This window comes from Cohnella sp. SGD-V74 (assembly GCF_003001675.1).
In the GTDB taxonomy this organism is placed as follows: Bacteria; Bacillota; Bacilli; order Paenibacillales; family Paenibacillaceae; genus Cohnella.
The window spans coordinates 377,985-399,880 of record NZ_PVYW01000002.1; the positions used below are offsets into that span (position 1 = coordinate 377,985).

General features: G+C 59.4%; 23 protein-coding genes. 5 read left to right on the forward strand and 18 right to left on the reverse strand.

What is annotated here, in order from left to right; all coding sequences use genetic code 11:
* Window positions 1-69: 69 nt before the first annotated feature.
* Complete coding sequence (locus tag B0G52_RS04215) at window positions 70-1,410, reverse strand: O-acetylhomoserine aminocarboxypropyltransferase/cysteine synthase family protein (protein ID WP_094042261.1); 1,341 nt, start codon at window positions 1,408-1,410, stop codon at window positions 70-72.
* 283 nt (window positions 1,411-1,693) lie between these two features.
* On the opposite strand from B0G52_RS04215, the gene B0G52_RS04220 reads away from it, so the two are divergent.
* Window positions 1,694-2,293 carry a TlpA family protein disulfide reductase gene (locus B0G52_RS04220; protein WP_094042262.1) on the forward strand — a complete coding sequence of 200 codons (600 nt, stop codon included), beginning with the start codon at window positions 1,694-1,696 and terminating at the stop codon, window positions 2,291-2,293.
* On the opposite strand, the gene B0G52_RS04225 is transcribed toward B0G52_RS04220, so the two are convergent.
* The 5 genes from B0G52_RS04225 to clpP form a co-directional block, all read right to left on the reverse strand.
* Window positions 2,258-2,584, reverse strand: coding sequence for a hypothetical protein (locus B0G52_RS04225; RefSeq protein WP_094042263.1), 327 nt, complete (start codon window positions 2,582-2,584; stop codon window positions 2,258-2,260). The two genes, B0G52_RS04220 and B0G52_RS04225, sit on opposite strands and share 36 nt — an antisense overlap.
* Before the next feature lie 18 nt (window positions 2,585-2,602).
* Entirely contained in the window at window positions 2,603-3,013 is a 411-nt protein-coding gene (locus B0G52_RS04230; protein WP_094042264.1) for a FixH family protein, read from the reverse strand.
* Window positions 3,014-3,032: 19 nt separating this feature from the next.
* Complete coding sequence (locus B0G52_RS04235; RefSeq protein ID WP_094042265.1) at window positions 3,033-3,833, reverse strand: ABC transporter ATP-binding protein; 801 nt, start codon at window positions 3,831-3,833, stop codon at window positions 3,033-3,035.
* On the reverse strand, window positions 3,827-4,831 hold the full coding sequence (locus B0G52_RS04240) for an ABC transporter permease (RefSeq protein WP_158223577.1): 1,005 nt from the start codon (window positions 4,829-4,831) through the stop codon (window positions 3,827-3,829). The genes B0G52_RS04235 and B0G52_RS04240 overlap by 7 nt, the downstream gene beginning before the upstream one ends.
* A 161-nt stretch (window positions 4,832-4,992) precedes the next feature.
* On the reverse strand, window positions 4,993-5,625 hold the full coding sequence (gene clpP, locus B0G52_RS04245) for an ATP-dependent Clp endopeptidase proteolytic subunit ClpP (protein WP_255407489.1): 633 nt from the start codon (window positions 5,623-5,625) through the stop codon (window positions 4,993-4,995).
* A gap of 204 nt (window positions 5,626-5,829) precedes the next feature.
* On the opposite strand from clpP, the gene B0G52_RS04250 reads away from it, so the two are divergent.
* The gene (locus B0G52_RS04250; protein WP_158223578.1) at window positions 5,830-6,585 is read left to right on the forward strand and encodes an RNA polymerase sigma factor; all 756 of its coding nucleotides are present in this window, start codon (window positions 5,830-5,832) and stop codon (window positions 6,583-6,585) included.
* Window positions 6,586-6,653: 68 nt separating this feature from the next.
* Window positions 6,654-7,526, forward strand: coding sequence for an AraC family transcriptional regulator (locus B0G52_RS04255; RefSeq protein ID WP_094042269.1), 873 nt, complete (start codon window positions 6,654-6,656; stop codon window positions 7,524-7,526).
* Window positions 7,527-7,537: 11 nt separating this feature from the next.
* Here B0G52_RS04255 and B0G52_RS04260 read toward each other — a convergent pair whose 3' ends face one another.
* Complete coding sequence (locus B0G52_RS04260; RefSeq protein WP_094042270.1) at window positions 7,538-8,425, reverse strand: AraC family transcriptional regulator; 888 nt, start codon at window positions 8,423-8,425, stop codon at window positions 7,538-7,540.
* 153 nt (window positions 8,426-8,578) lie between these two features.
* Between B0G52_RS04260 and B0G52_RS04265 the strand changes: the two genes are divergently transcribed.
* Entirely contained in the window at window positions 8,579-9,418 is an 840-nt protein-coding gene (locus tag B0G52_RS04265) for a phytanoyl-CoA dioxygenase family protein (protein WP_094042271.1), read from the forward strand.
* 76 nt (window positions 9,419-9,494) lie between these two features.
* Here B0G52_RS04265 and B0G52_RS04270 read toward each other — a convergent pair whose 3' ends face one another.
* From B0G52_RS04270 to B0G52_RS04285, 4 genes are all read right to left on the reverse strand, one after another.
* Complete coding sequence (locus B0G52_RS04270) at window positions 9,495-10,499, reverse strand: phytanoyl-CoA dioxygenase family protein (protein ID WP_094042272.1); 1,005 nt, start codon at window positions 10,497-10,499, stop codon at window positions 9,495-9,497.
* A gap of 88 nt (window positions 10,500-10,587) precedes the next feature.
* Window positions 10,588-11,535 (reverse strand): AraC family transcriptional regulator, encoded by a 948-nt coding sequence (locus B0G52_RS04275; RefSeq protein ID WP_094042273.1) that lies wholly within the window; start codon window positions 11,533-11,535, stop codon window positions 10,588-10,590.
* A 110-nt stretch (window positions 11,536-11,645) separates the two neighbouring features.
* Window positions 11,646-12,488 (reverse strand): phytanoyl-CoA dioxygenase family protein, encoded by an 843-nt coding sequence (locus B0G52_RS04280; RefSeq protein ID WP_094042274.1) that lies wholly within the window; start codon window positions 12,486-12,488, stop codon window positions 11,646-11,648.
* Between the two features lie 122 nt (window positions 12,489-12,610).
* Window positions 12,611-13,387 (reverse strand): phytanoyl-CoA dioxygenase family protein, encoded by a 777-nt coding sequence (locus B0G52_RS04285; RefSeq protein ID WP_094042275.1) that lies wholly within the window; start codon window positions 13,385-13,387, stop codon window positions 12,611-12,613.
* 143 nt (window positions 13,388-13,530) lie between these two features.
* On the opposite strand from B0G52_RS04285, the gene B0G52_RS04290 reads away from it, so the two are divergent.
* Complete coding sequence (locus B0G52_RS04290; protein ID WP_094042276.1) at window positions 13,531-14,415, forward strand: AraC family transcriptional regulator; 885 nt, start codon at window positions 13,531-13,533, stop codon at window positions 14,413-14,415.
* Window positions 14,416-14,501: 86 nt separating this feature from the next.
* Here B0G52_RS04290 and rnz read toward each other — a convergent pair whose 3' ends face one another.
* From rnz to B0G52_RS04325, 7 genes are all read right to left on the reverse strand, one after another.
* Window positions 14,502-15,461, reverse strand: a complete 960-nt coding sequence (rnz, locus tag B0G52_RS04295; protein WP_094042417.1) for a ribonuclease Z — start codon at window positions 15,459-15,461, stop codon at window positions 14,502-14,504.
* Window positions 15,462-16,428: 967 nt separating this feature from the next.
* Window positions 16,429-17,007, reverse strand: a complete 579-nt coding sequence (locus tag B0G52_RS04300; RefSeq protein ID WP_233162354.1) for a DoxX family membrane protein — start codon at window positions 17,005-17,007, stop codon at window positions 16,429-16,431.
* A gap of 238 nt (window positions 17,008-17,245) precedes the next feature.
* Complete coding sequence (locus B0G52_RS04305) at window positions 17,246-17,506, reverse strand: hypothetical protein (protein WP_094042278.1); 261 nt, start codon at window positions 17,504-17,506, stop codon at window positions 17,246-17,248.
* Between the two features lie 179 nt (window positions 17,507-17,685).
* A complete protein-coding gene (locus B0G52_RS04310) occupies window positions 17,686-18,324 on the reverse strand; it encodes a ThuA domain-containing protein (RefSeq protein WP_233162355.1) in 639 nt (212 codons plus the stop codon).
* Window positions 18,325-18,368: 44 nt separating this feature from the next.
* Window positions 18,369-18,992 (reverse strand): hypothetical protein, encoded by a 624-nt coding sequence (locus B0G52_RS04315; protein ID WP_094042279.1) that lies wholly within the window; start codon window positions 18,990-18,992, stop codon window positions 18,369-18,371.
* Window positions 18,989-19,846 (reverse strand): hypothetical protein, encoded by an 858-nt coding sequence (locus B0G52_RS04320; protein WP_094042280.1) that lies wholly within the window; start codon window positions 19,844-19,846, stop codon window positions 18,989-18,991. Before B0G52_RS04320 ends, B0G52_RS04315 begins: the two co-directional genes overlap by 4 nt.
* 241 nt (window positions 19,847-20,087) lie before the next feature.
* A complete protein-coding gene (locus tag B0G52_RS04325) occupies window positions 20,088-21,758 on the reverse strand; it encodes a methyl-accepting chemotaxis protein (protein WP_233162385.1) in 1,671 nt (556 codons plus the stop codon).
* Window positions 21,759-21,896: the final 138 nt, after the last annotated feature.

Below are 21,896 nucleotides of genomic sequence, written 5' to 3' on the forward strand. Positions count from 1 at the left end.
ATCGCTCTGTCCCGCAACGATTCGCTTCTCCTCAGCGCCCCCTCCTTCCGAAACGGCGTCTCCTTTCGCTTAGACGCCGCTGGGCTCGGCTGCCGCCGCGACGGCTCTGCGGATCGCCTGCTCCAGATCGTCGATCAGATCCTGGGCATCCTCGATGCCGATGGACAGACGGATCAGATCCGGCCTCACTCCCGCCGCGAGCTGCGCCTCCGGCGTAAGCTGCGCATGCGTCGTGCTGCCCGGATGGATCACGAGCGACTTCGCGTCCGCCACGTTCGCCAGATGGGAGAACAGCTCCAGGCCGTCGATGAATCGGTTCGCCGTCTCCGGATCGCCCTTCAGACCGAACGAGAAAATGGAGCCCGGCCCTTTAGGAAAATATTTGGCCGCCAGCGCCCGATACGGGCTGCCCTCCAGCGTCGGATAATTCACCCAGGCTACGTCGGGGTGCCGGCTCAAGTACTCCACGACGCGCGCCGTATTGGCCAGATGCTTCTCCACCCTGAGCGAGAGCGTCTCCAGTCCCTGCAACAGCAGGAAGCTGTTAAACGGGCTGATCGAAGCGCCGATGTCCCGCAAATACTGCACCCGCACCTTCGTGATGAAAGCCAGCTCGGCGAACTTCTCCACGTAGACAAGTCCGTTGTAGCTCTTGTCCGGCTCGGTAAATCCGGGGAACTTGCCGTTCGTCCAATCGAATCGGCCCCCGTCGACGATCAGCCCGCCGATCGAATTGCCGTGTCCGCCGATGAACTTCGTCGCGGAGTGCACGACGATGTCCGCCCCGTATTCGAGCGGCCGAATCAGGTATGGAGTGCCGAACGTATTGTCAACAATGAGAGGGATGCCGTTCTCGTGCGCAATGTCGGCTATACGCTCGATATCCGGAATGTTCAGCCCGGGGTTACCGATCGATTCGAGGAACAGCGCCTTCGTCCTGTCCGTGATCGCGCGCCTGAAGTTCTCCGGATCGTCCGAATCGACGAACCTCGTCGTGATTCCCAGCTTCGGCAAAGTGACGTCGAACAGATTGTACGTACCGCCGTACAGCGCGCTCGCCGAGACGATCTCGTCTCCGGAGCCCGCCAGATTAAAGATCGCGTAAGTGACTGCGGCCGAACCCGACGCCACGGCCAGCGCCCCGACGCCGCCCTCGAGCGCGGCGATCCGCTGCTCCAGCGCGTCGCTCGTCGGATTGCCGACGCGGGTGTAAGTGTGGCCGAATTCCTCGAAGTTGATGACCGAGCGCGCATGCTCCGTATTCTTGAACACGTACGAGGCCGTCTGATAGATCGGCACCGCCCGCGCTCCGGTAACCGGATCGGGCTGCTGACCGGCGTGCACCTGCAGCGTGTCGAAACGCCATTTCTTCGAACCGTTGCCTTCTGTGGATGCCTGTTGCTCGCTCATCTTCGTTCCTCCCGTCTCGAATCAAAAAAGAGACCGCGCTTTCCCGAGGGAAAGCCAGTCTCCAGAGGTCTGGTCAACTTTGTCAGGCTAATTCCATTAATTCATAGTAACATTACCGGAATTATAAGGTTATGATACCTCCGAATGTTCGCCGTTGTCAATCCTCGTTCCAAATTTTTATTTTACTCTCAACTATTGACAAATCGGAAATCAACAAGTTAATTTTATTAAAACCAATTGGAATTATTGGAATTAACCTTGAAGCAGAAAGCAGGAATCGCGGATGAGCAAATGGCGCAATTGGATAATCGTGGCGGCGGCCGCATTGTTATGCGGAATCATTCTGTTCCAGCAATCGTTCTCCGATCGCGGACAACCGGAGCGGCAGGCGGCCAGACTGACCGGCAACGGCAATGCAGCGGCTCTTCCCGAGAAGGCGGAGATCGGCTATCTCGCCCCTTCCTTCTCGCTGACCGGATTGGACGGCGGCACTTACTCTCTCGAAGCGCTGAGAGGCAAACCGGTCGTGCTGAATTTCTGGGCTTCGTGGTGCGGGCCGTGCCGGGACGAAGCTCCCTTGTTCACGAAGCTGCACAAGCAGTACGGAGAGCGGCTGAGCATCCTCGCCGTGAATCTGACCGCGACCGACAGCGCGGAAGCGGCGCGCGAGTTCGCGGAGAGCTATGGATTCACGTTCCCGATTCCGCTCGATTCGGACGGCGCGGTCGCGGCCAAGTACGAGATTCGACCGATTCCGACGACGATCTTCGTCGATTCCCGGGGAGTCATCACCGACGGCGTTCTCGGCGCGCTGAATTGGGATCTGCTGCACGAACGAGTCCTCCCGCTACTGGAACCGTCTGCGACCGATTCGGAAAGTTAAATATCCCGCGAATAGCGCAATAGAGCCGACGACCGCCGCCGCGCCCGCGGCGATGCCCAGGCCGGACAAGCCTCCCGGCCCTTCTCCGCTCCCGGCCGCACCCCCGCCGGATACCGACGCGAGCTTGATCGGCTTGCCATCGTCCCCGGGCATCGCATGGCAAGCCGGAAACCCGCTCGCGAACGAAGCCGGCGTCTCCTCCTTGGCGCCTTCCGCCGCTGCGGACCCGGCCCCCCAGACCATCCCGGCCAGCAGCAGCGCCGCCGCCCCGATTGCGAACAAGCTTCTCATCGCTCTCCCTCCTCTCTCTTACGAATGCACGCTGAACTCGAACGTTTTCATATCATGCAAGCCTTCCGCGGTCGTGACGTGCGCCAGCAAATAGTAATCGCCCGCCTGGGAGAACTCTCCCCTGACGAAGTACTTGCCGTCTTCCTCCGACTTGGCGGATAGCTGAGCGTGCTGCTGCTCTCCCTTCGGCCAAATCTCGAAGACGACCGAGGCGCCTTTCACCGGCTTGGAACCGTGCTTCACGTTCAGATTCAGCGTGGAGCTCCCGCTGCCGCTCAGCTTCGCCGGCTCCGTGGAAAACCGAAGCTCCAGCGTCCCGATGCCCGAACCGGCCTCCGGCAAGCGGTCTCCGCCGTCCGAACAGCCGCCCAGCGCAATCGCCGCAAGCAGCAGCATCGCTCCTCCCAGCCAAGGTTTGCGTCTTCTCATCGTTCGCCCCCTTCCTTCCTTAGACGATATACTCCGGCTGGCCGATCTCCGGCACAAGCTGAAGCGACTCCAGAATGCGCGAACGATATTCGAAGAACGAAGGACTGTTGCGCACTCTGGGCCGCGGCAGATCGATGCGGATCGTCTCCTTGATCCGGGCCGGCCGCGGCGTCATAATCACGACGCGGTCGCTCAGGTAGACCGCCTCGTCGATGTCGTGGGTGACGAACACCATCGTCGTGCCCCGCTCCTGCCAGATGCGCAGCAGCTCATCCTGCAGATTCATCCGCGTGAAGGCGTCGAGCGCGCCGAGCGGCTCGTCGAGCAGCAGCACCTTCGGATGGTTGATCAGCGCCCGCGCCAATGCGGCCCTCTGCGCCATTCCCCCGGACAACTGATGCGGATACGCCTTCTCGAACCCTTTTAACCCGACCAGCTCGATGAATTTGTCCACTTCTTCCTTCCGTTCTTTCAGCACCCCTTGCGCTTCGAGCCCCGTCGCTACGTTCTTCCAGATCGTCTTCCAAGGAAACAGCGTCGGGTCCTGGAAGACGAGCCCCCGGCTCGGATGCGCGTCGTCGATCGGCTCCCCGTCCAGCTTCAGCTGCCCGCCCGTCGGCTTGTCGATGCCCGCGATCAACCTCAGCAGAGTCGACTTGCCGCAGCCGCTCGGCCCGATCAGCGAGACGAACTCTCCCTCTCGAATGTCCAGATCGACTTTGCTCAACGCGATAACGGCCTGGTCCCCGTCCGTCCGGTCCTCGAACACGCGTGACACGCCGTTGATCGCGATCCGCCCGCCTTCCGCCGTTTTTACCATTTGATCAACCCCTTCTGCCAGATCAGCACCCGGTCGCGAATTTTGAACAAAATCGTAATGATCGTCGAGAACAGCACCGCCATAATGAAGAGCGCCGCGTACACCTTGTAATACTCCGCCCAGGCCTGCGCCCAGGTGATATAGAAGCCGAGACCGGCTTTCACTCCGATCATTTCGGCGACGATCAGCGTGACGAACGAAGTTCCGAGCCCCATGAACAATCCGATGAAAATGAGCGGGAACGCGGCGGGGAACGCCACGCGAAGCACGAGATACCGTTCGCTTGCCCCAAGCGTCCGCGCAACCTCGAAGAACGACTTGTTCACGCCGGCGATGCCGGACCAGGTCATGACCGTCACCGGAAACCATGTCCCGAGCGCGATCAGGAAAATGCTCGCCGTGAAGCTGCTCGGAAACACGATGAGCACGACGGGAATCCAAGCGGTGGCCGGTATCGGGCCGATGAAGCGGAGGAACGGGTTGATCCAGTACTGAAAATGCTTATACCAGCCCATCAGCACGCCCGTCGCCAGACCGAAGACAGCCCCGATCACGTAGCCGATGAAGAGCAGCCGCACGGAGTACAGAATGCAGACGAGAAGCTTCTCGCGGTCGCCGATCAGCGCGTCCAGTATTTTGACCTGAGACGGAAAATAAGGAAGCGGAAGCGCGCCCGACTTCAGCGTCAGTAATTCCCACACGACGAGCAAGCCGATGATAAGCGTGATAATGTTGGAGAAATAGAGCAGGGACGCGAGCAGCTTCCGGCGATAAAGCCCGGCGATCGCCCATGCCGCGAACAGCCCCAAGGCGATGAGGAGGATCACCGTGTACTCGCTCTTCGACGCGACGATCTGCACGTCGGGGACGAACGCGTGCACGAGCAGCGAAATAATGAGCGCGGCGGCCGGCAGCGCCAGCTTCGCGATGTCGGCGGGCGAAAGTTTGATCGACGCTTTGGCGTCCGCAGATACCCCGATTCGTTCCGCAACTTCCAAGTCGTTCAGCCTCCTGGTCCGCGGAATACAAAAGACCCCTCTCCATGGCAGGAGCAGGGGTCTCCGGTAAATCCGGTGGACATCCATGTTTGATTTTTCCAATAAACCAACTATATAGGTAGGTTTTATTGGTTAAACATTAACATGGATGGGCGAAGCTGTCAACCGGGAAGATCGGCGGCCGAGATGATGCGGTCGATTATGCCGTATTCCAGCGCCTCTTCGGCGGACATGTAATGATCCCGCTCCACGTCCCTCTCGATCCGCTCGAGCGGTTGGCCGGTATGATCCGCGAAAATCCGGTTCAGCTTATCCCTCGTCCGCAAAATCCTTTTGGCGGTGATCGCGATGTCGCTCGCCTGTCCCTGCGCTCCTCCGCTCGGCTGATGAATCATGACCTCGCTGTTCGGCAGCGCGAACCGTTTGCCCTGGGCGCCCGACAGCAGCAGGAAAGCTCCCGCGGACGCGGCCATTCCCATGCAGATCGTATGAACCTCCGGCTTGATGAACCGCATCGTATCGTACATGGCGAACGCCGACGAGATCGAGCCTCCCGGCGAGTTGATGTACATGCTGATCTCTTTGTCCGGGTCCTCCGCCGCCAGGAACAGCAGCTGGGCGACGACGCTGTTGGCCACCTGATCGTCGATCGCCGAGCCCAGGAAGATGATGCGGTCCTTCAGCAGACGGGAATAAATATCGTACGATCTCTCCCCCCGGTTCGTCTGCTCCACGACGTACGGCACGTAATTCGTCATTGTTCGTTCCTCCGTTTTCCTGTTCGTATTGGGAATCGCAATTCACCCCGTAGACGAACGAAAGCTTCGGAAAGATACGGGCGGTCCGGCGAATTCGTCTTTGCTCCGCGGCGAAAATCGAATACACTGTAAGGAAAAAAGAAAGTTCGATTTTTCGGCGCTGGCGCGTATCCTTTGGCGCGCTTCGTTCGTTTACGATAGCAAGACGAATTCCGCCTGTGCATGCGAGGAGGGAATACCATGTACGCAAACCACACCGAAAGCGCGCGCGAGACGGAGGCGTCGACGGCAATACGGGACGTCGCCGAGCTTCACGCCGCGCTGCGAAAATATTGCCTGTCCTTGGCCGAATCCGCCTGGGAGGCGGAGGATCTGGCCCAAGACGCCTGGCTCAAGGCGCTCGGCGGTCCCCGCTTCGACGCGCATCCGAATCCGGAAGCCTACTTGCTGCGGATCGCGAAGAACGCCTGGATCGACCGCGCCCGCCGCGGCGTCAAGCTGTCGCGCATTCTGAAGACCGTGCGTCCGCCGGAGGGAGAAGCGGCCGGCGACGGCGCCCTGGAGATGGAAGCCGCCTTCCGTGCGTTGGCCGAACATCTGCCGCCTCTGCAGAGAGCGGCGTTCCTGCTGCGCGACGTACTCGGCTATTCGAGCGCGGAGACGGCAGAGCTGCTGCGGGTGACGGAAGGAGCGGCGAAAGCCGCCCTGCACCGGGCAAGGCGGAATCTTCCGCGGGTACGGGAGGAATTGGAGAGCGGAGAAGGCGGGACTGCCGCCGATCAATCCGGACTGGCCGCCTATGCGCGGGCGATCGCGGCCGCCTACGAGGCCGGCGACGTCGAGGCGATGCTGGCGTCGTTCGCCGCGATCGACTCCGAGCCGGCACCGGCCATTGGCCTGCTGCATTCGCGACGGCTTCGGTCGGCCGTCTCTCGCCGGGCGGAAGCTCCTCGAGGGAACGCTCCTATGCCGTCTCTCATGTCGTTCGCTGCGTAATCCGATGCCGGACGGCTCCTTTCTTCCTTGCTATAAGGATAATTATCGACAACGAAAGAGGAAACGCCATGACGATCCGGTCGCTTGACGAGCTTATGCCTACCGTTAATTTCGCCAGCAGGGCGACGACGTCCGCCGATTCGAAGTGGGGCAGGCGCATTATTCCGGACAGCCAGCTCTTCTACGTCGTCTCCGGCTACGCGGAGCTGTCTGTCGGAGGAAAAACGTACGAGGTCAGAAACGGGGAGTGCGTGCATTACGGCCCGGAATGTCCCCACGAGCTGTTCGCGGCGGAACGGACCGACTACTACAGCATTCATTTCCATTGGCGGCACGAATCGACGGCTCCGGTCCATCCGGGGCTGTCGATTCGTTACGCCAGTGAGGAGGACCCGGACGGACAGCCGATCCAGCCGGCTCCCGACATTCCGCCTTACGGTCCCTCGGCGCTGCCGACGCATTTTACCGTCTCGGGGCTGGAGCCGATCTTGACGAGGATCGTCAAGGAGTACGAGCTGGAGCAGCCGGGATACGGAGCCGCCCTGCGGGGGCTCATGACCCAGGCATTGACGCACGTCTTCAGACAGCTGCTGAACGTCCGCGCCGCGTCTACCGCCGGCGGCAAGATCGAACCCGCCATCGCGGCGATGCAGGAGCAGCCGGGCAGAAACTGGACGGTGGCCGAGCTGGCGGCCCTGTGCGGCTACCACCCGATTCATTTCTCCAAGCTGTTCAAGGAAGAAATCGGCCTGCTCCCGAAGCAGTACGTCATCGGAGAGCGGGTCAAGCAGGCCAAGCGGGCGCTGCTTCAAGGCGAGAAAATCGAGTCGCTGGCCGAACGCCTCGGGTTCACGAGCATCCACTATTTCAGCCACCAGTTCAAGAAGTTGACCGGGCTGACTCCGACCGAGTTCCGGATGCAAGGGAATCTTCTTATTTGACGCTTGCAGGATCAACTGCCTTGCGGGAAACCTTTTCTCCATTCGCCCGGGGTAAGTCCGTAAGTGCCCCGGAAAGCCTTAGAGAAATGGTGAACGTCGGAGAATCCGCAATATTGCGCGATCTGCTCCTGGGACAGATCCGTGTTGCCCAACAGTTCCTTCGCATGCTCCAGCCGCATGTTCAACAAGTACCGATGCGGCGTAACGGCGTACCTCGATTTGAACAGAACGCTGAATCTCGATACCGATAGGTTCGCGCGTTTCGCCATCGCTTCGAGCGATAGCGGCTCGCTCAGATTCGCCGAGAAATGAGCAACGATCCACTTCAAAGGATCCCGTCCGGCCCTCATCGAACCCCCGCTGTGCAGGTACGCTTCCAGAATCGTGACGATCAGTTCGTGCATCGACAGACACGCCCTCAATTGCATGATCGGATCGCGCTGCTGCCATCGTTCGACGGTCATGATCAGCGTATCCATCAATTTGGCGGGCTGGGCTGCTTCGATCCGAACCGGCACGGATAGCCCGAACGCCTCCAGCAAGCTCGGCTGCAGGAGATGCCCATAGGGAGTCAAGTCCAATTGACCGGGTTTGGTGGGGAAGCTGTCCGCCCTGTCGGGCCGATAGAACATATCGAAATGCGCGAAAGGAGTAATCGTGTCCGTCACTCCTTCCAGAACGACAACGCTTCCCGGTTGAATCAGGCAGAACTGGCCCGATTCGAACCGATACTCGCGGCCATCCGCTTCAACCTGCAATACCCCTTCCCTTACGCCGATGAACAGATAGTCCAGCAACCGGCGCGCAGCCGACCTCCATGGCTTGCGTACGGCAAAATCGCTCTCGCGAATATAAGGGACGATCGGGTTCTTCTCCAGAAGCTCCTCCAGATCCGCCATCGTCGCTCTCTCCCTTCAACAGAAGAAATCATCCTGCCTTTCAGCTTATCAATTGATTTATACAAAAACAAAAGAAAGATTGACAATGACCGAAACATCGTTTAGCCGATAAGATGTTCCTGTATCGCATTTCATCTGTCGGGAGGCAACCGCATGGCCGAATCCACTTCCGTTTATCCGTCTTTGAACGATGATTATGAAATTTCCCAAGAACAGCGGGAGCAGTATGAAGAACGGGGGCACGCTGTCGTCCGCGGGCTTGCTAGCGAAGCGGAGGTCTCGATCTACGAGCCGCTTATCAGCGACTGGGTCAGACGGCTCAACAACCACGATAAACCGCTGGAGGAGAGGGACACTTACGGGAAAGCTTTTATACAAATCGGAAATCTGTGGGAGAAACACGATGAGCTTGCCCGCTTCACGCTCGCGAGAAGATTCGCAAGAGTCGCTGCGGAGTTGATGGGCGTAGACGGGGTTAGAATCTACCACGATCAAGCTCTGTACAAGGAACCGGGAGGCGGACATACGCCGTGGCATCAGGATCAAATCTACTGGCCTCTCGATACCGATAAGACGATTACGATGTGGATGCCGCTCGTTCCGGTGCCCGAACAGGTCGGCTCCATGACGTTCGCCTCCGGGTCCCACAAACTCGGTTACATCAACAAAATGCAAATATCCGACGAATCTCATCGCACTCTCGGACAATTCATCGACGGGCGGGGGTTTGAGAAAGTATCTTACGGAGCGCTGGCAGCGGGCGACGCAACCTTCCACAGCGGCTGGACGATCCATAGCGCGCCGGGCAATCCTACGGAGCTGATGCGCAAAGTGATGACGATCATCTACGTCGCGGATGGAACGACGGTAGCCGAACCGGACAGCAACGCGCGCAGGAGCGATCTGGGGCAATGGCTGCCAGGCTTGCAACCCGGAGACCTCGTCTCCAGTCCCCTCAATCCGCTCGTCTACAAATCTGCAACCCGAACCTGACCGAATCCTCACCTTATTTAAAACCTTTGAAGCCCCGAGACCGCCGTCCAATTCGGCAGGTCCGGGGCTCTCTTCGTTACTCCTTCTTCTGAACGACTGGCATCATCATGCCGTCCTCCATGCCCATCATGCGGACGCTGTCTCCTTCCTCCTCGCCCTCGGATAAGAACACTTCCGTGCCGAAGGCCGGCTCCGCGCAGGGCAAGTGCGTGCGGCCGCGGGCCAGAATGTGCCGGTAGTTGCCCGACTCGCCCTCATAGCCGTCGTGGTCCCAAGGAATCCAGGAACGGGCGTTGCAATAGTGGCATACGTAAGAGCGGCGGAACCGATCGGCCGTCCGGTTCGGGTACGAGCGGTGCAGCAAGTGCGAGTGGAAAAACAGCACGTCGCCGGGACTCAGCGGCACCGGAATCGGAGGCGGGTACTTCGCCACGACGCGCGACAGCGTATTCGCCTCGTCGTCGAGATGGCTGACGTTCTCCACGCCGTGCAGATCCTTGAACGCATCGACGGCGTGAACGCTGCCCGAATATTGCCCTTCCGGGGGATAGATCGGCTCGTGGTTGGAACCCGGCACGACCCACAGGCAGCCGTTCTCCTCGTCGGCGTCCTCCAGGGCGATCCATGCCCCCAGCATCGTGTCGGGATGCGTCTTGATGTAGTACGAATCCTGGTGCCAGCCCTGCCCTCCCCGTCCGGGAGGATTCAGGAACATCATCGATTGCAGCGCGTACACGTCCGGCCCGATCAGCGCTTCGGTCACGTCGAGGATGCGCGGGTGCAGCATCCCTCTCTCGGCCGCGGCGTCCCGTCTCGACACCATGTGAACCCGGGTCTGCTCGGCGAACTCTTGTTTCAGCGGATCGTCGTCCCTGGCGGCCGCTCCCTCCGCCTCCGCCTCCGCCTTCGCCGAACCGAGCCGCGTGCGTTCCGCCAAGTCGTACAGCTCCGCGATGTCTTCTTTTGACAGCAAGCCCCTTACGATCAAGTAGCCGTTGCGATGATAATGAACGTAATCGTCCACGCTGACCAAATGCCGGTTGTCGTGCTCGCGCGACTTCGGCGTATAAGGAATCCCCATTTTCCCAAACCCTCCATGATCGTCGTTGCCTTTATTGTGCAATATGGCGCACGGACCCTCAATGGACGGAACCTCGATTTCGGGGTGTTTATTTGATCTGTTCGTTCACGAGGACATGCCGGTTGGCGGATACGGAAGCGACCGTATCGGGAGCCGGCAGTGCATGCCGGGCCAGAGAATTCTCGCAGCGCTCGATATAGGACGAGGCCGTCATCCCCCGCAGACGCTTGTACATTTTGGAGAAATGGTGCTCGTCCCGAAAGCCGACCCGGTACGCGATCTGCTTGACGGTCCACCGGCCGCTCAGCATCAGCAGCTCCGCCCGCCGCAATCTCCGTTCGAGCAATGCCCGCTTCGGCGATAGGCCGACGGAAGCGACGAACATGCGCGTGAAATGCTCGTGGGACCACCCCGACTGCCGGGCGATCGCTTCGATCGTAATCGGCTCTTCGAGATGCTCCTCCATATACGTCAGCGCCTGCGATATCGGCAGCGGCAGCGGCCGGGCGAGCTCCTCCAGCGCGTTGTCCGCGGAAGCGCACAGCTCCTCCAGCGCCGACGACAGGAGCACGGCGAGCCTCCGTTTCCAATGCGCCAACCGGAAGTCGGCGATTCTCATCATCTGCCCCAGCAGCGCGGGCAGCAAGCTGTTGCCGCTCACCGGAAGCAGCGGAGAGCCGGCGAGCAGCGACTCGAAGCGCGCGTCGCCCTGCCGAAGTTCCCCGTAATCGAAGTGAACGAACAGATGTCGAACGTTCTTGTCCGGATCGAAGCGATACCGGTGCCGCTCGCCCGGCCGGGTAAAAATAAAGCACGGCTTGTCGAGCCTGTAAGTCTCGCCGCCCGTTTCGTAAATCGTCGCCGAGCCGTCCGGAAAGTAGACGAGCTCGTAGTCGGTCAGCCATCTTTCTCCGAGGACTGACCCCGCCGCGGCCCATACGTCTCCCACGCTGTGCACGAAAGGCCATCCGCCCGGCATCGTCTCCTCCCGCTCCCGGCTGTTTTCCCCGTTACCGTTCCCGTTTTCCTCCGCCATCCCGCCAGCGCCCCTTTCTCTCTATTTTCTCTATCGTAAGGAATGCAGCTTGTTCCCGCAACGGCAAACCCCCTCCGTCCCGAGCGGGAGGAGGGGGCTCCTGGCTGCAATCAGCTCGCGCCGACGGCCGAATAGACGACCGGGAAGTGCTGCCCTTGCAAAATATCGCCTTTGTTCACGCCGACATAAGACAGCATGACATGGTCGTTCGACGGCACGTACCTCGTATGGCCCGGCATGTAGTGGACGGCGATCGCCCGCCGCTTCTTCTCGGACCGGTTGTTCGGGCTGCCGTGCCAGGTCAGGCTGTGGTGGTAGCCGACCTGCCCTTTCTTGATCTCGAACGGCACCGCCTTGACCTCCGCGCCTTCCGGCAGCAGCTCCGGGCGGCGATGGTACGGCATGAAATCCTTGTCGCTCGCCAAATATTTCTGCTGATCGCCCCACTTGTGGCTGCCCGGCACCATCCACATGCAGCCGTTCTCGACGACCGCGTCGTCAAGGGCGACCCAGGCGCTGACGAGATCGGCCGGCTGAATGATCGGCCAGAGCGGATGATCCTGATGCCAGGCGGTCGGTCCGCCCGTCACCGGAGGCTTATATTGGATCTGGTCGTGCCAGATGCGCACCGTATCGGTGTTGCACAGCTGGGCGATCTCCTCGACGATCGTCTTGTTCGCGGCATGCTGGAAGAACGCGTCGCTGGCCATCCAGATGTTGACGATCTGAATGACTTTCTCGTTCACGATCATTTTCATTCCGTCGTAGGGAGTCGCTCCCTCTTCTCCGTCGGCCAGCATGTTGTGGGCCAGAACGGGCTTTTTCACCGATTTCCCCGCCATGACCAGCTCCAGCTCTTCGCGAAGCGCTTCCACCTCGTCGTCGTTTAACACAACTCCGCCTTTCAGAAAACCGTTGCGTTCGAATTCGGCCAATTGGCTATCGTTCAACATCGGACTCAACTCCCCAGCTCTATTCGGATTTGTGATCCATGGCTTCATCATAAGAGTTTCGGGTTCCGATGTATTTCCGATAAACCAAGTTTCATTTGCGTTTTTCTTGTCTCTTCGGCCGGCTAGCCGACAATTCGATAGTCCGGCTTCACCTTGTCGAAGTTGGGATTTTCTCCGCTGATCATCAAGCCCATGCCCCAATCGAAGTGCACGTTCTCAGTCGGAAAATCGGCCGGATCGCGGTACTGGAACAGCACGTTCCTTCTCGTCCGCTCGCTCCGGTTGGCCGCCGAGCCGTGAATCGTCAAGTAGTTGAAGAACAGCACGTCTCCGGCTTCAGCCTGGCACATCGTACCGTCCGAGATCGGATACGTCTTGTGATCGAGATAGTGCCTGCCGACGTGCGGCAGCGGGCCTTGCTTGTGCGATCCCGGGACGACCCTGAGGCAGCCGTTCTCTTCGTCCGCGTCGTCCAGATGGATGCTGGCGGCCAGCATCGTATGCTTCTCATGCGGGAAATAAGGCTGGTCCTGGTGCATCGGGAAAGCCGCGCCGTTCTCCGGCGGCTTCACGAGCATTTTGGAATGGTGCAGCTGCACATTCGGACCGATCAGCTTCGTCAGAACCGACGCCATGTTCGGATGGATCGCCGCGCGCATAAACGCCGCATCGTGATAATGAACGTCATGGAAGCCTTTCAGCACGAGCTTCTTCAGCTGCTCCGGAGGCAGGAAGTCGCCCTGCCAGGCCGCGTTCTCGTCCCGGTTGGCCTCGGCCGCCCTTTGAATAATGCCGTCCACCGCTTTGCGCATCAGCGCGACCTCTTCCGAATTGAAGACGCCCTTGACCAGCAAATACCCGTTATCTTTGTAAAATTCCGCATCCTCCGCACGTATCATGCCGATTCCTCCCTAGGCAACGATGAGCTTGAATTGTTTGGTGTTTCGGCTTTATTGTATAGCTATCGGACAGATACGGTCTTTGACCGCAGGCGACCGTTTTTTGCACAATAAGGACATAAAGATCGGAACGGGGGAGAAAAATGGAGCTCGGCAATGAGACGCAGGCGCTGTTGAACGAGCTGGCGGCGAACGTGCGGACGGGGAACGGGACGGATTTGAAAATTCATTACTGGGGAGTCAACCCCCGCCATTTAAGCAATTCGGTGCACAGGCATTCCTTTTTCGAAATTTGCTACGTTCTGGAAGGAGAAGGCGAGTATTCGGAGAGGGGAGTCGACTATCCCTTACGGGCGGGAACCCATTTCTGCTCCAGGCCCGGCATCGACCATCAGATCCGTTCGCTGGAAGGCATGTATTTGCTGTACGTCGCATTCGAGGCGGATGAGCGCGGTTCGCGGGACGCGGCGATCGAACCGTTCCACGCCCTGGCCGGATACGGGGAAGCGTGCGTTCACGACGACGAAGGAAATCTGCCGTCTTCGCTGTTATGGAAGAGCTTGCTGCTGCGCGAGGAAGGCAGAGGCCGTCTGTCTCCGGATGCCCTGCGGGCAGCCGCCGGCGCTCTGCTGCTGAGCTTCCCCGGCCTCTTCGGCAGCGAAGCCTCCTCCCCGGCACGTTCGTCGGGAAGCTCGGACGTCCTGCTGCGCCAGGCCAAGCTGTACATCCGGGACAATCTGTCCCGCGATCTGAGCCTGCGGGAGATTGCCGGCAACCTGAACGTCTCGGAGCGCCATCTCTCCCGCCTGTTCTCGGGAGGCATCTGGGAAAACTTCACGAACTACGTTCGCAGCGAGCGCGTTCGAAGGGCGGCCGAGCTGCTCGCCGGAAGCGATCTTGCGATCAAGGAAATCGCCGAGGCGACGGGCTTCTCGTCCGTTCACTACTTTACGCGCGTATTTATTCGCGAGAAGGGGGTGGCTCCAGGCCAGTTCCGGCGCAAACACGCCGGAGCTTCGCCGAATTAGCCGCGGAAGCCGAGGACCCGAGCTGTTCGCCTCTGCGACGGCGCTCGGTTGGGCGATTCGCCGCGGCAGCCAGCGCCCGGCTGAGGCTATGCGCCGGAGGAGGGGCTGCGTTCTCCTCTCGAAGAGGCGGGCACCGGATACGGCACCAGCTCCAACGCCGCGTCCGATCGGGGAAACACGCTTCGGGCCTGTTCCTCCAGCAAGATGAGGTCTTCTCTTCCGTATCGCGAGCTGAAATGCGTCATCAGCAGCCGGGAGACGCCCGCGGCTTTGGCGATTTCAGCCGCCTGCACCGAGGTGGAGTGGCCGTACATGTCGGCCTTCTCCGCCAGATCGGCGCCGAACGTCGCCTCGTAGACAAGGGCGTCGGCTCCTCTTGCCAGACGTATCGCCCCCTCGCAAGGCCGGGTGTCTCCCATCACGGCGACGACGCGGCCCGGAATCGGGTCATGCAGCACATCGACGGCGCGAATGATCGTACCGTCCTCCAGCTCGATGTCTTCCCCGGCCTTCAGCCTGCCGTACGCCGGTCCCGGAGGAACTCCCGCCGCCGCGAGAGCGTCGACGCGAAGAGCGCCGGAGCGCGGCTTCTCCGCGACCCGATATCCGAAGCAGGCGATTCGGTGATCCAGCATGGCGCATTCGACGGTATATCCTTCGCAATTCAACAGCGGGCCTTCCTTCTCGATCTCGTGCACATTAAGCGAATAATCGAGATGGGTGCCGGACAGGTTCATCGCGGCATCGATAAATTCGCGCAAGCCCGGAGGACCGTATACGTCAAGCGGCTCGTAGCCTCCCAGCGACGATCTGCTGCTCAGCAAGCCGGGTACGCCGAACAGATGGTCGCCGTGCAGATGCGTAATAAACAGCTTCGTCAGCCGGCTCAGCTTCAGCGGAGCTTTGAGCAGCTGATGCTGCGTCCCTTCCCCGCAGTCGAACATCCAGAACGTCCCCTTGGCCCGGGTCAGGTTCAGCAAGACGGACGTCACGTTCCTCTCCGCGATCGGCATGCCGGCGCTCGTTCCCATAAACCAGATTTCCACGCGCTCGCCTCCTTCCTCAGTCAGCATTGACGGGTTGTTCCCCGTTTAACCGGCGTTTGTTGATCTTTGGTTCAACCTATATAGACAGCCAAGTGTTGAAGCGCAAGTGTTCTTTACGACACTGCAATGCGCGCCATTTCAAGTGATTCATTTGTATCGCGATCATGCAACGAAACGTTCAGACGCATTTACACGAAACTTGCGCATTGATCACGAAGATCTCCATCGTGCTCCGGAGTGCCTGAAACAAAAAAAGGATGTTGTCAGGTTAAGCGCCGGGAGGCCCCAAGGCCAAAAAGGTGCCTCGGAGCAGCGGCCCCGATTCCGTGAGGGCCAAGAAAGTGCCTTGACGTTGAGAGGTCGGGAGTGAGCGGAGAGTGTCAAGGCCAAAAAGGTGCCTCGGAGCAGCGGCCTCGATTACGTGAAGGCCAATAAAGTGCCTTGACGTTGAGAGGTCGGGAGTGAGCGGAGAATGCCAAAGCCAAAAAGGTGCCTCGGAGCAGCGGCCTCGATTACGTGAAGGCCAATAAAGTGCCTTGACGTTGAGAGGTCGGGAGTAAGCGGAGAATGCCAAGGCCAAAAAGGTGCCTCGGAGCAGCGGCCCCGATTCCGTGAGGGCCAAGAAAGTACCTTGACGTTGAGAGGTCGGGAGTGAGCGGAGAATGCCAAGGCCAAAAAGGTGCCTCGGAGCAGCGGCCTCGATTACGCGAAAGCCAATAAAGTGCCTTGGCAGTACATACCTGGGGCAGTTGGGGCTATAATTGCTTATCCTGACAACATGTTTGGGTTCCTCCGAGCTGCATCGCTTCTATTACGATTGGAGTTATCTTTTCCTGTTCCAGAACCGGCGGCAAACCGCACAGCCTTCTCGTCTCATTGGAAGAAATGAAGAGCGAAGCTTATAAATTCTGTATCGACACTTAAAAAGAGGCTGCGCGCTGCGCAGCCTCTTCCCTATTGCTTCTATTTATCCGGATACGCTCGAATCCGACGACTTCTTGCGGTTCCACGGCGTACCGAGCAGCGGCAGCGCCCATCTGTCCAGCCCGTACCAGCCCGCTACTTTCCAGCCGAGCACGATCCACGTGGCGAGAATGAACAGCAGCGGATTAGTGCTAAGCGTGCCCGCGAACAGGAAGCTCGCGTTCATGAATGCTCCGAAGAATGCCGCAATCCCCGTAAGCAGACCGAGAATCAGTCCCAGACCGACCAGCACTTCGCCGAACGCGACCACGTACGAGAACAGCTTGGCGTTGGGCAGCACGGCGTTTTCCAGGAACGAAGCGTACCAGCCGGTCACGTCTTTGCCCTCTTCCGCCTTCCCGATCGCTCCCTTCACGAACCCGGTCAACCCTGCCCCGGCTTCGCTTCCGACCCACTTCTCGTTAGTCACCTTTTTCCATCCGGCGATCAGCCACGCGTAACCCAAGTAAAGGCGGATAACCAGCCACAGCAGTCCCGACCTCGTGTTGTTGAACAGAAAGTTCGATACCGGATTATCGGGGATGATGATGTTTTTGCCCTTCAATTCTTCTTTGATCGTCACAGTCTTCATCTCCTCTTAGGCTTATGTTCCAAACCTTACCACAGATGATTTGCGTAAACTGTAAACAACTTCTCATTTGGGCAACTCAGCCTAATCATACACAATTTTTTAGGAACAAACCACAATTTTCCTCGAATCAGTGCCAAGCGGGGCTTTAGTTCGCCGCCGCCCTGACCGAAGCTCAAAACATGCGTACACACACAAACGGCCGCCCGTATCGGCGGCCGTTGCTCCCTGCTTAACCCTCTGCGGTATCCCCTTCCGAATCCGCGTTCGTCACGTAAACGATGATCCGTCTCGCCAGTTGAATGCCCTCTTGCTCCCCATCGGCGGAGGAACTCCCCGCGCTCATAACGGGGGACTCCGTCGAGGGAGAAGGCGTCACATCCGCCCTCCACGCGACGAACACCGACCAGATTCCGATCAAAATCAGCAAGGCCGCCCCCGTCAACAAAGCTTTAAATACGCCGTCCCGACCCGCTGTCCGATAACCCTTCATTCGAACCTCTCCTTTTGCATACGTGAAATCTTAACCCCAGTGTATCCGAAAAAGGGAGCGTCTTTTAGTGACGGCGGACACGTGCCGCGTCATGCATGACTCGAGTGACAGAGCGGGACGGAACTTTCGGCGGGTTCAGGGTGTGCGGTTGTTCGATTCCCGGGTCCGTCGGCTCCGGGCTACATCGCCTTGGCGGCCCACAGGCCGGCGTTCAGAATCAGCTTGCGATAGCTCTCCGTCCGAAACGCGTCCACCCGATGGCCGGGCATCAGATAGACGACTCTGCCAAGTCCGTAATCGTGGGTCCAGGCAGCGGGCCAGTACGCGCCGTCATGCTCGTATTCGGCCAGAATCGTCGTGCGGATATGCGGATTGAATTCGAAGCGGTAAGGCTCGTCCTCCACGGTGAACGGCTCGACGCGGTCCATGATTCGGTGGTTCGGTTCGCGAATCCGGATCGGAAGCGCGGTAAATTCGGGATGGCTCATGAACTTGCCGCCCAGCAGCGCCGCCAGCTCCTGATTTCTCTGCAAGGAAATGCCGTTGTGAATGGCCAGCAAGCCGCCGCCTCTCGCCACGTACGACAGCAGAGCCGCGGTACGCTCGGCCGGCAGCTTCTCCTCCAGAAACTCCGTATACGATATGAACAGCCGGTAAGGAGCCAAATATTCCTCCTTCAGCATCCCGTAATCCCCGGTGCACCTGACGTCTATCCGTTCCCGGAAAATTTGCCGCAGCTCCTCGTCCACTCCTGCGAACGGATGGTAGATCGCGTCCGAATAATTGCCCAGCGCCAAAGCTTGTATTTCATTTCCCATGAACATCGCTCCTCTTGTGTACCTATTAAGAAAGCCAGGCTCCCTTACACCCGCACATCCATCAACGAACCTTCTCCGCCGTCGAGCCCCCCGCCACCGCTGCCCGGGTTGCCCGCGATTTCCCTTCCGGCTTGCCGCGCCAGCGCCAGAATCGACAGCCAAGCAAACAGCACGCACAAGGCCAGCACAATCACGAAAGGAAGCATCTCCTGCAAAGATTGGTTAAGTTGAAAAGGAAGCTGGAACAGCATTCCGGCTCCGGAGGCGAAGGCGAAATGCCGGCGGTTCCTCGCGGATTGGGCCAGCCGTTCCTTGTTCCTCTCCAGCGCATCCAGACGGATTCCCTCGCACAAGCCGTACAGCATCGCCAATTCGATCGCAAGTCCCGCCGCGGTCAGCGCAAGCGCGTTAAGCGAGGGCTCTATGCCGCCCGTCAGCGAGAAACCCGATCGCGTCAGTCCCAGCAGCGCAAGAACGGACAGAACGAGCTGCACGGCCGCCGCGTTCCAGGCGAGCTTGTACATGCGATTCCTAGAAACAAGCTTCGCTAAGCCCGCCATCAGCAATCCGTACCCGACGACATCGGGCAGCAGATCGAACCCGTTAATCGTAATGTCGATCAGCGCCAGCCCCAGCCCCCAAGCGATCCGGGAAAACGCTATCTTCATTCCGCCCTCCCCCTCATCTCTCGGACGTAGGCCCGCATTTGCGCGTCGGTCGGATATGGCGTATAGTTCGCGAACACGATATAGTCGTACTTGCTGCCGTCCGGCTCTGTGAAATGCTCTCTTAACTGCACGTTATAGACGGACAAGACGTCTGCCGCTTCCTTCAGTTGAAAACGGTAATCGAGCGACAGCATCTGACCTGTGTCCATCTCCAGAGGAACGGTCGCACTGCTCGGCTGCTGCGGCATTCCGTGCGTATCGTTCGCCTTGATCTCGTACCGGAACGCCCCTCCAAGCTTCTCCAGCCACGCGGAAGAGACGCCGGAGAGCGTCGCCGGCCGGACCGCCGTCACGGCGGCCGATCCGCTGTTGTCGCTCGAACCCCTCCCGGAACTGAAACGAACCGGCGGCTCCTTGGTCTTATCCGGCGGCCAGGCCGGGCGGTACGCGATAATTTCTCCCACGTTCTCCTCCCGCACGCTGCCGTCGCTATACTGTACCTTCAATGCGTTTAACCGGAGAGGCTCGCCCTCTTGGCGTTCCTGCATCCTGTTCTCGTCGAAATATCCGCGCAAGGCGTAGATCGTCTGACGGCGCAGCTCCTGATGCACCTGCACAGGGTAGAACCTCAGCGCCTCCAGCCCTTCGGCCGTCGCGGACACCGGTTTACGCTTGTCGTCCTTGTTGGCGACGTACAGCAGGTCGAAGGCGACCGAAGGCGTATACGTCGTCTCGATATAATGTCGGAGAAATCCCGGCTCAGGCAGCCGGTAGTACCGGTAATAACCGTAATTAGCCAGCCAACTGGCCACAATCAGCGCCGCAGCGATCAGGTAAACGGCTCTGGCTCTCATCGGTTTCTCCTTCCCGAATCTTCCCTCTATATCATCAGCTATACATATAACGCGACAATCGGTTCAGAGTTCCTCGGACAGGCGAAAAAAACTGCGACTGCCCCATTCGCGCCCATGGACACATGCTTTTGAGCTCTTCACGAGAGGCGTTGTTCTAAAGAATCGTGCATCGGCATCAGTCGAGGGCCTGGCAGTCAAAGAAAAACCGTTTCCTCGGAGGAAACGGTAAACGGTTTTCGCGTTATTGTTCATCCCTCTGCAATGCCGCGGATACTTCCGCCAGCTCGTCCGCGGCCTGAAGCAGATGCCCGGACAGATCAGCCTGCCGAAGGGCTATACCGGACACGCGTACCACGCCGTCGCGCAAATCGGCGGAGGAATCGACCAGCCGGGCGACGGACACGACGATCTCGTCCAGTCCGGCGGCGACCTCGGCAGCCGCCCTGCTCCATTCCTCCGTCCCGACCGCCAGCGTCTGACTCTCTCCGGCAATGTCGAGGAACGAACCGACAGCCAATTCGGACTTATGCTTGGTCTCCTCCAATCGGACGGTAAATTGGGTGAAGCCGCCGGACATGCCTTCCATATCGCTTCTCATCGCGTCCATCAGCGTCCTCGTCTGCTTCGCGAAGCTCTCCGTCTGCCCCGCAAGCTTACGGATTTCCCGAGCAATGACCGAGAAACCGCCGCCTTGGGCTCCGGCTCTCGACGCTTCAATAGAAGCGTTCAGAGAGAGCAGATTCGTCCGGTAAGCGAGATCTCCGATACCCGACATGAACCGCAGGGCGTCGTCCATCCGCTCGGCGATCGAACCGACTTGGCCGCCCAGCCGAACCAGTTCCTCGCTCGTCCGCTCGAAGGAAGCGGCCAATTCCAGCACCGCCTGTTTGCCCTCTTGAGCATAGCCGTTCGTTTTCTCTACGGAGTTTCTTAGCGTTCCCGCCGCTTCCCGCAGCTGCTCCGAACCCGCCGACGCCTGCTGCACGACCGCAGATATCGACGCGGTCGCCTCGTGCAGCGATTCGATCCGGACTTGGCAGCTTTCCGCCAGCCGTTGGATGGAGTCGGAAGCTTCCCGGTTATCTCGGGACTTCTCGAGAAGACTGCCTGTCCAGCTTACCACCTTGCGCCCCGTGTCCCGGTTGGCTTCCAGCATCTCGCGAATTCTCTCGCCCATCTGCGCCAGGATAAGATCGACGCGGCCGAACTCGTCGCTGCGAACGACGCTTGAGTTGTAGTCGAGACGGCCTTCCCGGTAGGCCTCGATGCGCCTGATGAGCATCCCCACGCCCCGGTTGACGGACCGCCCGAATAGATAAGCCAGCGCGACAGACAGAACGACGGTGCCTATCGTCAGCCAGATCGCGGTTCTTGAGCTGTTCGCCAGCGTATCGCCTAATTGTGTCGCGCGCTCCTCTCTCAGCCCGCCGAATATATCCTTCAGCTCCCGATCAATTCTTCCGGCAGCAGTCGTCTGATTCGTCAGCGACTGAAGGATCGCGGCCGAGTTCAGAGATTCGGGAAGAAACGTCCCGGTAAAATGGTCGGCGTAGAGCGCTTCGTAATCGGTGTTCAGCTTGGCGAACCAGTTCAGATAGGAGCCCAGCTCGGCGCTGCCCTCCAGTTCGGCGGACAGCTTGCCGGCCGTCGTCCGCAGGCTCTCGAGCTTGTCCGTATAAGCCTGGGCCTGCTTCTTCTCGTACCCTTCGCTCAGGAAGCGATAGGAGATCGTATTCAGTTCATGATACGTCATCATCAAGCTCTCATACTCCCGCTCCAACCGGCCGAGCGTCTCGCTCTCCTTGGCCTGCGAGCGGATTTGGCCGTTCGCGCGCAGAATCGCAGCCCCCGTCAGCGTGCTGATCAGCAACAGCGCGAGCAAGAGCAACGTTAATTTGCGGATGATCGTCATATGCGCCAAAGTGGCAGCCCCCCGTCCAATGACGTTCGTTCGCACCTAAGTGCCCGCCATCATTGTACTGCCGAAGGCGCTGCGCGCTCTGCTCTTTTTGTGACCCGTTCCGATAAAATCGTGACTATATCGTTAAGC